The sequence below is a fragment of the Rhodococcus sp. IEGM 27 genome, from assembly GCF_033142305.1.
GTDB lineage: Bacteria > Actinomycetota > Actinomycetes > Mycobacteriales > Mycobacteriaceae > Rhodococcus_F > Rhodococcus_F oxybenzonivorans.
Window position 1 is genome coordinate 93,319 of the sequence record NZ_JAWLSG010000003.1, and the last position, 13,029, is coordinate 106,347.

Sequence of the window (13,029 nt, forward strand, 5' to 3'; positions counted from 1 at the left end):
GCCCGTGGCCGTTTCACTAGTCCATAGGAGGTGATGAGGTCTTATGCGTCATTACGAATTGATGGTCATCCTTGACCCCAGCCTGGACGAGCGCACTGTCGCTCCTTCGCTGGATACGTTCCTCAATGTTGTTCGCCAGGACGGCGGCAAAATCGACAAGGTCGATGTCTGGGGTAAGCGTCGTCTCGCCTACGAGATCCTGAAGCACAGCGAAGGCATCTACGCGGTGATCGACATCAGCGCTACTCCCGCCACCGTTGCGGAGCTCGACCGTCAGCTGGGTCTGAACGAGTCGGTGCTGCGTACGAAGGTTCTGCGCCACAACAAGTGATTTCTGTCGGCCACCAGCCCTAGGCTCGTGACCAACCGAACTCCACATTCTGCAGGAGGAACCATATGGCAGGCGACACCGTCATCACCGTCATCGGAAACTTGACGGCTGATCCGGAGCTTCGATTCACCCCCGCGGGTGCCGCGGTCGCGAACTTCACCGTTGCGTCCACGCCCCGCACCTTCGATCGTCAGACCAATGAATGGAAAGACGGCGAAGCGCTGTTTCTGCGTTGCAACATCTGGCGCGAAGCAGCCGAGAACGTGGCGGAGAGCTTGACCCGCGGCTCACGAGTGATCGTGAGTGGCCGGCTCAAGCAGCGCTCCTACGAAACTCGTGAAGGTGAAAAGCGCACTGTCGTCGAGCTCGAGGTCGACGAGATCGGCCCCTCGCTGAAGTACGCCACGGCCAAAGTCAACAAGGCCAACCGTGGCGGCGGCGGCGGTGGTGGCTTCGGTTCCTCCGGCGGTTCAGGCGGCGGACGTCCGCAATCCAACACTGGCGGAGACGATCCGTGGGGTAGTGCGCCGCAGGCGTCCGGCTCCTTCGGAGGCTCTGGTGGTGGGAGCGACGAGCCCCCGTTCTGATCCGTACCTGATCGGAACATCCAGAAAAGAGCGAACAAATGCCGAAGCCGCCCTTGCGCGACAAGGTAATGAAGAAGAAGGTCTGCGCTTTCTGCAAAGAAAAGAACACGCAGATCAACTACAAGGACACGACGCTTCTGCGTAAGTACGTCAGCGACCGCGGCAAGATCCGCGCGCGCCGTGTCACCGGCAACTGCGTCCAGCACCAGCGCGACGTTGCCATTGCCGTCAAGAACTCACGTGAGGTGGCGTTGCTGCCTTACGCCACCGTGGCTCGCTAAGGAAAGGGAGGGAAGACATGAAGCTCATCCTCACCGCTGACGTGGACAACCTCGGTGCGCCTGGCGACACCGTCGAGGTCAAGGACGGCTACGGCCGTAACTACCTGCTGCCCCGCGGCCTGGCCATCGTTGCCAGCCGTGGCGCCGAGAAGCAGGTCGAGGGCATCCGTCGTGCTCAGGAAGCTCGCGCTGTGCGTGGTCTCGACCATGCCAAGGAGCTCAAGGCTGCCATCGAAGGTCTCGAGAACGTGTCGCTGACGGTCAAGACCGCCGGTGATTCGGGCAAGCTGTTCGGCTCCGTCACCGCGGCTGATGTCGCCGGTGCCATCAAGGCCGCGGGCGGACCCGTCGTCGACAAGCGCAGCCTCGAGCTGCCGAAGGCTCACATCAAGGCGACCGGCAAGCATGCCATCGTCGTGAACCTGCACCCCGACGTGGTTGCCAAGTTCCACCTGAACGTCGTCGCCGCCTAGTCGACTCGTTCGCTGCACGGGCCCCCACGCGCTTCGGCGTGTGGGGGCCCGCGTCTGTCCATGCGGATTTCTCGGACATTTCGGGTCGTGAACTGCGCGGGACCATGCATTCCAGGGATGTGTCTGAAAGTTAGCCGCGCATTCTGCGTCGAGTGACCTGGATCATACGCGTGCGCAGTGGAGACGAACCCAACACGCCCGAGTCGTCGACGTGAGAGACACGCCGAACGGGTTTTCATCCACAGTGGGGAAAGCGTGGAAAACGGCGCTGATCTGCGGAGATGAGAATGTGATGTGCACTTATCCTCAGGTTATCCCCATGGGGTTAACAAACGTACCCAGCGGTTTCCACATTTTGTCCCCAGCTGTGTACACAGGCTGGTTTGTACACGGCTTGGCTAATCCCTAACGTCGTCCCGGCGTGTCTCACGATTCCGGAGCCGGCTCTCGCGAAGAGCCTGCGAAGGTTGTCGGTAGGGCCGAGTACAAAAGGTTCGTGCACCACGGGGACTGCAGTTTCCGAGCGGCGCAACAGTGATGGGGAAGGTCGGTCGAGTGGCTGTAGTAGACGATCGGGGCCGTTCCGAATACCCGGGGCCGCCCGACGCGGAACCCGGTGAAGAGTTCGGTCGCCAGCCACCTCAGGACATGGCGGCGGAGCAGTCGGTCCTCGGCGGCATGCTACTCAGCAAGGACGCCATCGCCGACGTGCTCGAGGTGCTTCGTCCGGGAGACTTCTACCGTCCCGCGCATCAGTCCGTGTACGACGCGATCCTCGACCTCTACAGCCGCGGTGAGCCCGCCGACCCCGTGACGGTGTCGGCGGAACTGGACCGTCGTGGTGAGCTGCGCCGGGTGGGTGGTGCTTCCTACCTGGTGACATTGACCCAGACCGTGCCCACGGCTGCTAACGCCGGTTACTACGCCGAGATCGTCGCCGAGAAAGCCATCCTGCGTCGCCTCGTCGACGCCGGCACCCGCATCGTCCAGTACGGCTACACAGGCGCCGACGGGCAGGACGTCGCCGAGGTCGTCGACCGCGCACAGGCCGAGATCTTCGAGGTCACCGAACGCCGCACCACCGAGGACTTCGTCCCCCTCGAGGAACTCCTGCAGCCCACGATGGACGAGATCGACTCCATCGCCAGCCGCGGCGGCATCTCGCTGGGCGTGCCCACCGGCTTCGTCGAACTCGACGAAATCACCAACGGCCTCCACCCCGGGCAGATGATCATCGTCGCAGCGCGGCCCGGTGTGGGTAAGGCGCTGGCGCTAGACACCCCCCTGCCCACCCCCACCGGCTGGACCACCATGGGCGACGTCCGAGTGGGCGATCACCTCATCGACGCCGACGGCAAGCCCACCCGGGTCGTCGCCGCCACCGAGGTCATGAACGACCGCCCCTGTTACGAGGTGGAGTTCTCCGACGGAACCGTCCTCGTCGCCGACGAGCAGCATCAGTGGCTGACGGACATCGACGGGCAGGGCGCTGTCCGGACCACCGGTGAGATCGCCGGCTCGATCGGCGCCCGTCATCAGGTGGCAAATACCCGCGCGTTGCAGTTCGCTTCGTCGAATGTGCCTGTCGACCCGTACGCATTGGGGGCCTCGCTGACGGTCGGTGCCACCGTTGATCCCGAACTGCGCGTCGGTGTGGCCGATCTCGTCGTTCAGGCCGAGAACAAGAGGATTCCGGCGAAACTGCTCCGCGGCTCCGAATCCGAACGCCGCGAATTGCTGGCCGGGATGCTCGACGCCGCCGCGTCCGTCGCGGCAGACGGTGAAATTCGTCTCGAGACCCGCGACCCATCGCTGTCGGACGATGTCGCCGAACTCGTCGTCGGTCTGGGATACGACTGCCACCGCGCGGAAAGTGGCGTCGCCTTCTACGCTGACGATGACGTGTTCCAGATGCACCGGAAGGCCCTCCGCCACAAGCAACTCCGTGGTGATGTGCGCCGATCACGGCGCATCGTCGATATGCGCAAGGTCGACAGCGTTCCCGTACGCTGCGTCGAGGTAGACAACGCCGATCATCTGTACCTCGCCGGTCGCTCGATGATTCCCACGCACAACTCCACGCTGGGCATGGACTTCCTGCGTTCGTGCTCGGTCAAGCACGGCATGGCCAGCGTCATGTTCTCGCTCGAGATGAGCAAGACCGAGATCGTCATGCGTCTGCTGTCGGCGGAGGCGAAGATCAAGCTCGGTGACATGCGTTCCGGCAAGATGACGGACGACGACTGGACGAAGCTCGCCCGGCGCATGAGCGAAATCAGTGAGGCGCCGCTTTTCATCGACGACTCGCCCAACCTCACCATGATGGAGATCCGCGCAAAAGCCCGGCGGCTCAAGCAGAAACACGACATCAAGCTCATCGTCATCGACTACCTGCAGCTGATGAGCTCTGGCAAGAAGGTCGAATCCCGTCAGCAGGAGGTCTCCGAATTCTCCCGTAGCCTGAAGCTTCTGGCGAAGGAACTCGAGGTTCCGGTGGTCGCGATCTGCCAGCTCAACCGTGGCCCCGAACAGCGCCAGGACAAGCGTCCTCAGGTGGCCGACCTTCGTGAATCCGGCTCCCTCGAGCAGGACGCCGACATGGTGATCCTGCTCTACCGCCCCGACGCCACCGAACGCGACGACCCACGCGGCGGAGAAGCCGACCTGATCCTCGGCAAACACCGTAACGGCCCCACCGCCACCATCACCGTGGCGCACCAGCTCCACCTCTCCAAGTTCGTGGACATGGCGCGGGGGTAGTTTTGCGATAGTTCCAGCGGCTTGCCTGCTTGCTGCCGCCGCCCCTCTCTCCTCCCACACTCGGCCTGTTGCCTGGCCGGATGCTCGTCCCAGCGGACGCTTCGGCGACCGGCTTGTCGGCCCAAAGAAGCGCTTCCTTATGATGAGGCGTCGGGCGCGCCGGTGTCCGCGAGTCACGAAACCGGCTCCGGTGATCCAGGTCACTGCTGGTGGAAGGGTGTGCGCTCGCCGGCATCCGATCCAAGGACAGATGAGCCGGGAAGGCAGACAAGCGCAGTGAGCACAGTGGAATTGGCCCAGTGGAACTCCGAGGAAGCTCTCGCGGAGGCGATGATCCCGATCATCGGCGGCCTGCACCGCAGACGCTCGGTGACGATCCTGCTTCACAGCCGCTCCCTGGTGAACAAGTCGGTCATCAGCATCCTGCGGACCCATCGTTTCGCTCGGCAGATCAGCGGTGACGAACTGTCCGTCGAGGAGACGTTCCCCTTCCTCGAAGCGCTGACTCACCTCGATCTTCGGCCCTCGAAGGTCGACCTCGGACTGCTGGTGATGGCCTATCGTGCCAACAGCGACGGAGCAACGGTCCCTGAGTTCGTTGCACGGAGCCTCGCCGACCTGGTCGGCGGCGCCCACACGAGTCCCGCGCAGCCGCAGGACGTGGTCCTGTACGGATTCGGGCGTATCGGTCGCCTCGTCGCTCGACTGCTCATCGAGAAGGCCGGTTCGGGCAACGGGCTGAACCTGCGTGCCGTAGTCGTCCGCAAGGGTGGCAGCGACGATCTGATCAAGCGCGCATCGTTGCTGCGCCGTGACTCCGTCCACGGGCAGTTCAACGGCACGATCAAGGTCGACACCGACAACAACACACTGATCGCCAACGGCAACGTCATCAAGTTCATTTACAGCAACGACCCGGAGAGCCTCGACTACACCGAGCATGGCATCGACAACGCCATCCTGATCGACAACACCGGAATCTGGCGCGACCGCGACGGACTGTCGAAGCACCTCCGCCCCGGTGTCGCGAAGGTGGTGCTCACCGCTCCCGGCAAGGGAGACGTCCCGAATATCGTGCACGGCGTCAACCACCGTGACCTCGACCCGAACGAGCAGATCGTGTCGTGCGCGTCCTGCACCACCAATGCCATCGTCCCGCCGCTGAAGACCATGGACGACGAATTCGGTGTGTCCCGCGGGCACGTCGAGACCGTGCACTCGTTCACCAACGACCAGAACCTCCTGGACAACTACCACAAGGCCGACCGTCGTGGTCGTTCGGCGCCGTTCAACCTCGTGCTCACCGAGACCGGAGCCGCGTCGGCGGTCGCCAAGGCGCTCCCCGAGCTGAAGGCCAAGATCACTGGCAACTCGATCCGCGTTCCCACTCCGGACGTGTCCGTCGCCATCCTCCACCTTCAGCTGGACCGTGAGACCACCAGGGAGGAGGTGCTCGGGCATCTCAGCCAGGAGTCGCTCACCGGAGCGCTGAGCCGGAACCTCGACTACACCGCTGCAACCGATGCCGTGTCCAGTGACTTCATCGGTTCGCGCGCCGCGTGCATCGTCGACGCGAACGCGACGATCGTCGACGGCGACACCGCCATCCTCTACGTCTGGTACGACAACGAGTTCGGATACTCGTGCCAGGTGGTGCGCACTGTCCAGTACCTGTCCGGTGTGGAGTACCCCATCTACCCCGCGGTGGACGCCGCCGATGCGGTGTCGGTGGTCTGACCGCAGCACCGTTCGTTCGCGGCGCCCGGGCCGAGCAGTGGCTGCTCTCCCCGGGCGTCGTCGCGTATTCGGTGGGCCTCGCCGCCGAAAGCTCGTCGTTCGTATGGTTCCGCCGCGACCGATCTCATGCCCGTCCGCGAGGCCGGCCTCGAGCCGAGTACCAGCCTCATCCGGACACGAAACCGGCGCCGCCTTCGCCGACGAAACGCGGATCAGTGAGACCCTGAGAAAGTGGAGTTGCTCATTGCTGCCAATCCGGACCCGGATTCCAAGCTGCCCTACCTGCTCCGGCTGCCCATCGACGGCGGACTCGTGCTGCGCACCGCAGGAACGTGGCCCCGCACGAAAGCGCTTTACTGCCATCCCGTTCCGGTCAGCGAGTGGCCCGAACACCCCGAGGTCGTCGAACGCGCACGACTGCGGTCGTGCGCCCGGCGCGGCGCCGCCATCGACCTCATCCTCGACCGCGGAAGGGAGAACCGCTCCCAGATCGTCTTCACCACCGCCCGCGGCCGCGACATGGTGTTCTGGCAGTCCCCGCGCACCCGTAAACAAGCCAGACCAAAGGTCAGCACCCCCACCGCCCGCGCCGCCGGGATCGCCGACCTGCACATCGTCGTCGACTCGCACGAGCGATACCCGTATCGGTTCGCCGACCAGCAGGTCACTACCGTCAAACGCGCCCTACCGTGTGGAGATTACGGACTGCTGCGCGAGGACACCTTGATCGCCTCGGTCGAACGCAAATCACTCCCCGACCTGGTATCGAGCCTTACCAGCGGAAAACTGCGCTATGCCCTCGCCGAACTTGCTGCGCTACCCCGCGCCGCCGTCGTGGTGGAGGACCGCTACTCGGCGATATACGCCCTCGACCGGGTCCGGCCCGCCATCGTCGCGGACGGGCTCGCCGAACTCCAGATTCGATGGCCGAACGTGCCGCTCGTCTTCTGCGAAACCCGCGCCCTCGCCGAACAATGGACCTATCGGTACCTTGCAGCCGCCTACATCTGGGCCGATGTCGTCGCCGCACCACCCGCCTCGGGCGCACCGGCGGCCAACGACACACCCGCCAAGGCGCCCGCGCCGTCCACCTCCGAGGTCCGCGCGTGGGCCCGCGACCACGGCTTCCCCGTGCCCGACCGCGGCCGATTACGCCCCGAGGTCTGGGACGCCTACACCGCCGCCCACCCCGAACCGTGACGCGAACCCTCGGCGAGGTAGGCGGAAACGTGTCACTGTTCGGGCTGGAATCGAAGGTGTAGTCGACTTCGCATGGGCACTTGCTCCAGTCGTTCAGGTAGGCAATTTGTGCGGTCCTGAGGAACGACGCGGGATCAGGGTGGGCAGAGCACGCCGGATCGGATCGCTGCTCGCTGCGGGAGAGAACAACAGATCGAGGGCAGTGGCGGCGATCTGGTCGAATGGGGTGCGCACCGAAGTCAGGGGAACCGGCAGTCGCTGCGCGAGTGGGATGTCGTTGTAACCGACCAGGGCCAGATCCTCACCGACAGACAGCGACCGTTGGTGCGCTGCGGCCATGACTCCGAGGGCGAGGTTGTCGTTCGCGGCGAAGACGGCTGTCGGACGAGTCGAGGAGGCGAAGAGCCGACGTCCGGCTTCCTCGCCGCTCTCGATTCCGAATCCGGACTCGACGATCCAGTCCGGATCGAGGGTGATCCCCGCTTCGCGAACGGCTTTCATCGCGCCGGCGAGACGCCCGGTGGCGGTCGAGGTGAACAGCGGGCCGGACAGCACCGCGATGTCGGTGTGCCCGAGGTCGATCAGATGCCGGGTGGCGAGGTAGCCACCGGCCTCGTCATCGCCGATCGAGGACGGGCTGACGCCGTCGGTGCGCAACACCAGCGCGTGCGGCACGCCTTGCTCTCTCAGTTGCCGTGGAAGGGGGTCTTCGCGGCGGCTGGAGGCGATGATCAGGCCGTCGACATTGCGACCGAGGAGAGTCTGTGCCGCCTGTTGCTCGTCGGCGGGGTCGTCGCCGGTGGTCGCGACGACGGTGAAGTAACCGAGCCGATGCGCAGCTCGCCCGATCGCCTCGAACATCAGCGCCATGACCGTGTCGCTGAGCCGCGGCACCAGCACCCCGATCGTGGCGGTGTGGCCGCGCCGGAGGCTGGAGGCGAAGGTGTTGCGCCGGTAGCCGAGCTGGTCGGCGACCGCGCGGACGCGTTCGGCCGTCGCCGACCGTGACGGCGGCACCCGGTCGTCGAGCACGCGGCTCACCGTCGAGGTGCTTACCCCCGCGGCCTCCGCGACCTCACGCAGAGTCACTACCCGGTTCCTGCCGTGTGCGTTCGCTTCCACAATCTTCCTGTCTACCGCCCCGGCGCCGCCGCGATCCCACGGTGACGTCCCGTTCACACCGCCACAGACACGTGACGCTTGACACAATCGCCGATTCTACTGCACGATGAAATCGTTCACGGGAACGTTCCCGGGAACGTTTGCACAACGTCGATCGGAAAGAGAATCATGAGCACACTCGACCTTCGCGGACTCACTCCGGCGCCGGTAACACCCTTCACCCGTGACGGTGACGTCGACTACGACGCCATCGCGCGCCTCGGCTCGTGGCTCGGCAGTATCGACGGCGTCAAGGGCCTGGTCGTGCTCGGCCACGCCGGTGAGGGAACCTTCCTCACCCAGGACGAGCAGGTTCGCGTCATCGCCGCTTTCAAGGACTCCGTGGACGGCCGGCTGCCCATCATCGCCGGCATCACCGGGGAAGGGACCGCCGTCTCCGTGGAAGAAGCGCGCCGTGCGGTCGACGCCGGCGCCTCCGCCGGCCTGGTCTACCCCTCCCATGGGTGGCTGCGGTTCGGCTACCAGGAGGGTGCACCGCAGGATCGCTACAAGGCGATCTATGAAGGGTCGGGCTTGCCGCTGATCCTGTTCCAGTACCCGGACGTCACCAAGGCCACGTACAACCTGGACACCCAGCTCGAGATCGCCGCTCAGCCGGGCGTGTTCGCCACCAAGAACGGGGTGCGGAACATGCGCCGGTGGGACCGTGAGATCCCGGTCCTGCGCCGCGAGAACCCCGACCTGCAGATTCTGAGCTGCCACGACGAGTACCTGCTGCACACGGTGTTCGACGTCGACGGCCTGCTGGTCGGCTACGGCGGCCTCGCTCCCGAGCCGCTGGTCGAGCTGATCGCAGCCGGCAAGGCCAAGGACTACCCCGCGGCTCGGGCAATCCACGACCGCCTGCTGCCGGTGACGGCCAATGTCTATCACCGCGGCTCGCACATGGAGGGCACCGTCGCGCTCAAGGAAGGTCTGGTGGCCCGCGGCATCCTCGAGCACGCCACCGTCCGGCCGCCGCTGCTTCCCTTGGCCGAGGGTGCCGGTGCCGAGATCGCCGCGGCCCTGCAGTCGGCCGGCTTGTCCTCGGTCACCGTTCCCGCCTGACCCAGCACACCCCGTCGGACCAGTTCCCGGGCATTTCCCGGAATCTGCCGCGCGCGTTCCCGCCGGCCCGGCCCGGATACTCCGGGCCGGGCAGCGTCCCCCCAAGTTGCCCCGGCCTACCGCGGCCGCAGGTCGCCGTAGCTTCCCTTCGAGCCGGCGGCGCCGGCCACACGTCAGCGCCGCACACCGCACCGGCGGTTCGAACACCAGAAAGTAGGCTCACACATGAGTCAGCAATCTCGTACGTCAGTCGAATCGGCCGGAGGCGATGCTGTGGTCGCGGACACTCCTCGACCACCCGCCGGCTCACCCCGGGCGCAACGCACCTGGGTCCGCACGCTGGCGATGGCGGGGCCCGCGTTCATCGCCGGCGCGTGGCAGTTCGGTCCCGGCAACCTTGCCAGCGCCGTCCAGGCCGGCAGTGAATACAGCTATTCCCTGATCTGGGTCATCGCCCTCTCGACCGTTTTCATGCTCGTCTACGCGGACATGAGCGTCCGACTCGGTATCCGCACACCGGTGTCCATGATCAGCTCGGTGAAAGACGTGCTGGGTCGCCGTGTCGGCGTCGCCGCGGGAGTCGGCGTCTTCATCATCACCCTGTGTTTCTCGGTCGGTAACGCCGTCGGTTCCGGTCTGGGTCTGTCCATGGTCTTCGGTGGGTCCCCGCTCATCTGGTCCGCGGTCTGTACCACCTTCGTCGGTCTGATCTTGTTGTTCCGCAACGTATACCGCACCGTCGAACGCGTCCTGCTGGTGATAGTCGCGCTGCTGGCGGCCACCTTCGTCATCAGCGCCGTCATCGCCCAGCCCGACTGGTTTCAGGCCGTGAACGGGCTCGTCCCCTCCATCCCGCCCGGCGGACAACTCCTCGTCGTCGCCCTGGTCGGCACCAACTTCTCGCTCAACGCCGCCTTCTTCACCTCGTACGGCACACACGAACGAAAGCGCACCGCGGCCGAATATCGGCAAACCACCATCGCCGACACCGTCCCGGGCATCGTGGCACCGGGCATCATGACTTCGCTCGTCATCATCGTCGCGGCCGCCGTCCTCGGACGGGCAGACACCGAAGCAACCACTCTCGCCGGCCTGGCAAAGATCTTCGAACCACTCGCCGGCCCCGTCGGATCGACGATCTTCGCCCTCGGCCTATCCGGAGCCGCGTTCTCCGCGATGGTTGCCAACGCCACCGCCGGCGGCACCATGCTCTCGGATGCGCTCGACAAAGGACCCTCGCCCAGCACGCCGACGGCCAAACGCACCAGCGCCGTGATCCTCGCCTTCGGTCTCGTCATCACGATCCTGTTCACGAAGTCGCCGGTCCAGCTCATCATCGTCGCTCAGGCGCTGACTGTCCTGATCGCACCGTTCCTCGGGTTTCTGCTCTTCGTGATGAGCAACAACTCCCAGCTGATGGGCAACCTCCGCAACACCTGGTGGAAGAACGTCATCGGGGCGCTCGGTTTCGTCTCGATCCTGTCCCTGTCCGGCCTGCTGATCTACGAACTGCTCAGCTGAAACAGGCAAGACGACGGGTCGGCACACCACACGGTGCGCCGACCCGCCTCTGGTGCAGTAGTCAGTTTCCGGCGAGCGTGCGGCTGATCACCAACCGCTGAATCTGGTTGGTGCCCTCGAAGATCTGGGTGATCTTCGCTTCCCGCATGTACCGCTCGACGCGGAAGTCGCGGGTGTAGCCGTAGCCGCCGAGCACCTGGACCGCGTCGGTGGTGACCTTCATGGCGGCGTCGGTGGCGACGAGTTTGGCCACCGACGCGTTGCGGGAGTAGGGCAGGCCCGCATCGCGGCGGCGTGCTGCGTCGATGTAGGTGGCGCGCGCCGAGTCGACAGCGGCGGCCATGTCGGCGAGTAGGAACCCCAGCCCCTGGTGGTCGATGATCTTCTTGCCGAATGCCGACCGTTCCTTGGCATAGCTCACGGCTTCGTCGAGCGCCGCCTGGGCGAGACCGACAGCGACCGCGGCGATACCGAGGCGCCCGGAATCGAGTGCACTGAAAGCGATCTGCAGACCCTGACCCTCCGCGCCGATCCGCCGTTCGACCGGGACGAAGGCGTCGTCGTAGTGCGCCGACGTCGTCGGGACCGCGTGCAGGCCCATCTTCTCCTCGGGCTTGCCGAACGAGAGCCCCTCGGTGCCCTTCGGCACCAGGAAGCAAGAAATGCCCTTCGACCCCTCGCCGGTGCGGGCGAAAAGATTGTAGAAATCGGCAATGCCGCCGTGGGTGATCCACGCCTTCGCACCGTTCACCACATATCCGCCATCGGTCGCGGCGGCCTTGCAGGCCAGCGCGGCAGCATCCGACCCGGCTTGCGGCTCCGACAGGCTGTACGCGCCGATGCTGTTGCCGCCCAGCATGTCCGGAAGCCACTGCCGCTTCTGCTCGTCGGTGCCGAAGGCCATCAGTGGGTGGCAGGCGAGGCTGTGGACGCTGACCGCCACCGCGACCGCCGCCCACCGGGCGGCGATTTCCTCGAGAACCTGCAGGTACACCTCGTAGGGCTGTCCGCCGCCGCCCCACTCTTCCGGATACGGCAGACTCAGCAGTCCGGCCTCACCGAGGGTGGCGAAGACCCCTTCGGGATACGTTTCGGACTTTTCGTGCTCGTCGACGATCGGCGCCAGGACCTTGTCGGCGACATCGCGTGTGAGCTGAATCAGGTCACGCGCTTCGTCGGTGGGCAGCAAACGATCGACGGCCACGAAATTTCTCCTCGAGAAGACGACGGAAACAGTACTGAGCTACGGCTCACAGTACTGATGCGAAAGTAGTACTGCAAGGGCTGCGCCAGTACTATCCGGTGTATGGAGCAGATCACCCGACCGGAATTCGCGACGCGACGGCGCACCCAGCTCTTCGACGCGCTGGTCGACCTCTTCCTGGCCGAAGGGTTCGCTCACCTGACACTCGACGAGATCGCCGCGCGGCTGCGGTGCTCCAAATCCACCCTCTACACCCTCGCCGACAGCAAGGAGCAGCTCGTCCGGGAGGCCACAGTGCACTTCTTCCGCCGCGCCACCGAGGACGTCGAGTCGCACATCGCCCAAATTTCCGGGGCCCGAGAGCGGATCAGCGCCTACCTGTCCGCGGTCGGTACCGCGCTTACGGCTGCGTCCGACCAGTTCATGGCCGACCTCGACGCCTTCCCGCCGGCCCGCGAGGTCTACGAGCAGAACACACAGATCGCCGCCGGGCGCGTCAAGGCTCTGATCGACGACGGTGTGGCCGGCGGCGACTTCCGTGACGTCCATGCCGCGTTCGCCGCCGACCTCGTGACCACCATGATGGTGCGCATTCAGCAACGCGGGGTCCGGAACAGTACCGGCCTCGACGACGCCCATGCCTACCGCGAACTCGCGGCTATTCTGACCGCAGGGATCAGCGCCTGAGGCCCGGCGCATTGTCGCC

12 protein-coding genes are annotated in these 13,029 nt (G+C 65.4%); 10 read left to right on the forward strand and 2 right to left on the reverse strand.

All coding sequences use genetic code 11. From position 1 onward, the window contains the following. Positions 1 to 43 precede the first annotated feature (43 nt). The 7 genes from rpsF (at position 44) to R4P95_RS11355 (ending at position 7,369) form a co-directional block, all read left to right on the forward strand. Complete coding sequence (gene rpsF, locus R4P95_RS11325; protein ID WP_005249677.1) at positions 44 to 331, forward strand: 30S ribosomal protein S6; 288 nt, start codon at positions 44 to 46, stop codon at positions 329 to 331. A 65-nt stretch (positions 332 to 396) separates the two neighbouring features. Beyond that, a complete protein-coding gene (locus R4P95_RS11330) occupies positions 397 to 918 on the forward strand; it encodes a single-stranded DNA-binding protein (RefSeq protein ID WP_109334607.1) in 522 nt (173 codons plus the stop codon). 38 nt (positions 919 to 956) lie between these two features. Beyond that, complete coding sequence (gene rpsR / locus R4P95_RS11335) at positions 957 to 1,199, forward strand: 30S ribosomal protein S18 (RefSeq protein WP_109334606.1); 243 nt, start codon at positions 957 to 959, stop codon at positions 1,197 to 1,199. A gap of 17 nt (positions 1,200 to 1,216) precedes the next feature. After that, positions 1,217 to 1,672: a 50S ribosomal protein L9 gene (rplI, locus tag R4P95_RS11340; protein WP_109334605.1), complete on the forward strand. Its 456-nt coding sequence runs from the start codon at positions 1,217 to 1,219 to the stop codon at positions 1,670 to 1,672. Between the two features lie 555 nt (positions 1,673 to 2,227). Further along, entirely contained in the window at positions 2,228 to 4,432 is a 2,205-nt protein-coding gene (gene dnaB, locus R4P95_RS11345; protein WP_317744535.1) for a replicative DNA helicase, read from the forward strand. Positions 4,433 to 4,708: 276 nt separating this feature from the next. Then, entirely contained in the window at positions 4,709 to 6,169 is a 1,461-nt protein-coding gene (locus tag R4P95_RS11350; protein WP_213575571.1) for a glyceraldehyde-3-phosphate dehydrogenase, read from the forward strand. Positions 6,170 to 6,400: 231 nt separating this feature from the next. Next, positions 6,401 to 7,369, forward strand: a complete 969-nt coding sequence (locus tag R4P95_RS11355; protein ID WP_317744533.1) for a histone-like nucleoid-structuring protein Lsr2 — start codon at positions 6,401 to 6,403, stop codon at positions 7,367 to 7,369. A 93-nt stretch (positions 7,370 to 7,462) separates the two neighbouring features. Here R4P95_RS11355 and R4P95_RS11360 read toward each other — a convergent pair whose 3' ends face one another. Beyond that, positions 7,463 to 8,452, reverse strand: a complete 990-nt coding sequence (locus tag R4P95_RS11360; RefSeq protein WP_249354561.1) for a LacI family DNA-binding transcriptional regulator — start codon at positions 8,450 to 8,452, stop codon at positions 7,463 to 7,465. Between the two features lie 207 nt (positions 8,453 to 8,659). Here R4P95_RS11360 and R4P95_RS11365 point away from each other — a divergent pair, with 207 nt between their 5' ends. Continuing rightward, positions 8,660 to 9,598 carry a dihydrodipicolinate synthase family protein gene (locus R4P95_RS11365; RefSeq protein ID WP_317744531.1) on the forward strand — a complete coding sequence of 313 codons (939 nt, stop codon included), beginning with the start codon at positions 8,660 to 8,662 and terminating at the stop codon, positions 9,596 to 9,598. A 345-nt stretch (positions 9,599 to 9,943) separates the two neighbouring features. Continuing rightward, positions 9,944 to 11,119 carry an Nramp family divalent metal transporter gene (locus R4P95_RS11370; RefSeq protein ID WP_317744631.1) on the forward strand — a complete coding sequence of 392 codons (1,176 nt, stop codon included), beginning with the start codon at positions 9,944 to 9,946 and terminating at the stop codon, positions 11,117 to 11,119. Positions 11,120 to 11,180: 61 nt separating this feature from the next. Here R4P95_RS11370 and R4P95_RS11375 read toward each other — a convergent pair whose 3' ends face one another. Continuing rightward, positions 11,181 to 12,323 carry an acyl-CoA dehydrogenase family protein gene (locus tag R4P95_RS11375; protein WP_213575574.1) on the reverse strand — a complete coding sequence of 381 codons (1,143 nt, stop codon included), beginning with the start codon at positions 12,321 to 12,323 and terminating at the stop codon, positions 11,181 to 11,183. A 102-nt stretch (positions 12,324 to 12,425) separates the two neighbouring features. On the opposite strand from R4P95_RS11375, the gene R4P95_RS11380 reads away from it, so the two are divergent. Next, positions 12,426 to 13,010, forward strand: a complete 585-nt coding sequence (locus tag R4P95_RS11380; protein WP_317744529.1) for a TetR/AcrR family transcriptional regulator — start codon at positions 12,426 to 12,428, stop codon at positions 13,008 to 13,010. Positions 13,011 to 13,029: the final 19 nt, after the last annotated feature.

Bases quoted from the DNA above. Each gene is read 5' to 3' on its own strand.
- rpsF (WP_005249677.1), top strand. From the start codon at position 44: ATGCGTCATTACGAATTGATGGTCATCCTTGACCCCAGCCTGGACGAG.
- R4P95_RS11330 (WP_109334607.1), top strand. From the start codon at position 397: ATGGCAGGCGACACCGTCATCACCGTCATCGGAAACTTGACGGCTGAT.
- rpsR (WP_109334606.1), top strand. From the start codon at position 957: ATGCCGAAGCCGCCCTTGCGCGACAAGGTAATGAAGAAGAAGGTCTGC.
- rplI (WP_109334605.1), top strand. From the start codon at position 1,217: ATGAAGCTCATCCTCACCGCTGACGTGGACAACCTCGGTGCGCCTGGC.
- R4P95_RS11365 (WP_317744531.1), top strand. From the start codon at position 8,660: ATGAGCACACTCGACCTTCGCGGACTCACTCCGGCGCCGGTAACACCC.
- R4P95_RS11370 (WP_317744631.1), top strand. From the start codon at position 9,944: ATGGCGGGGCCCGCGTTCATCGCCGGCGCGTGGCAGTTCGGTCCCGGC.
- R4P95_RS11380 (WP_317744529.1), top strand. From the start codon at position 12,426: ATGGAGCAGATCACCCGACCGGAATTCGCGACGCGACGGCGCACCCAG.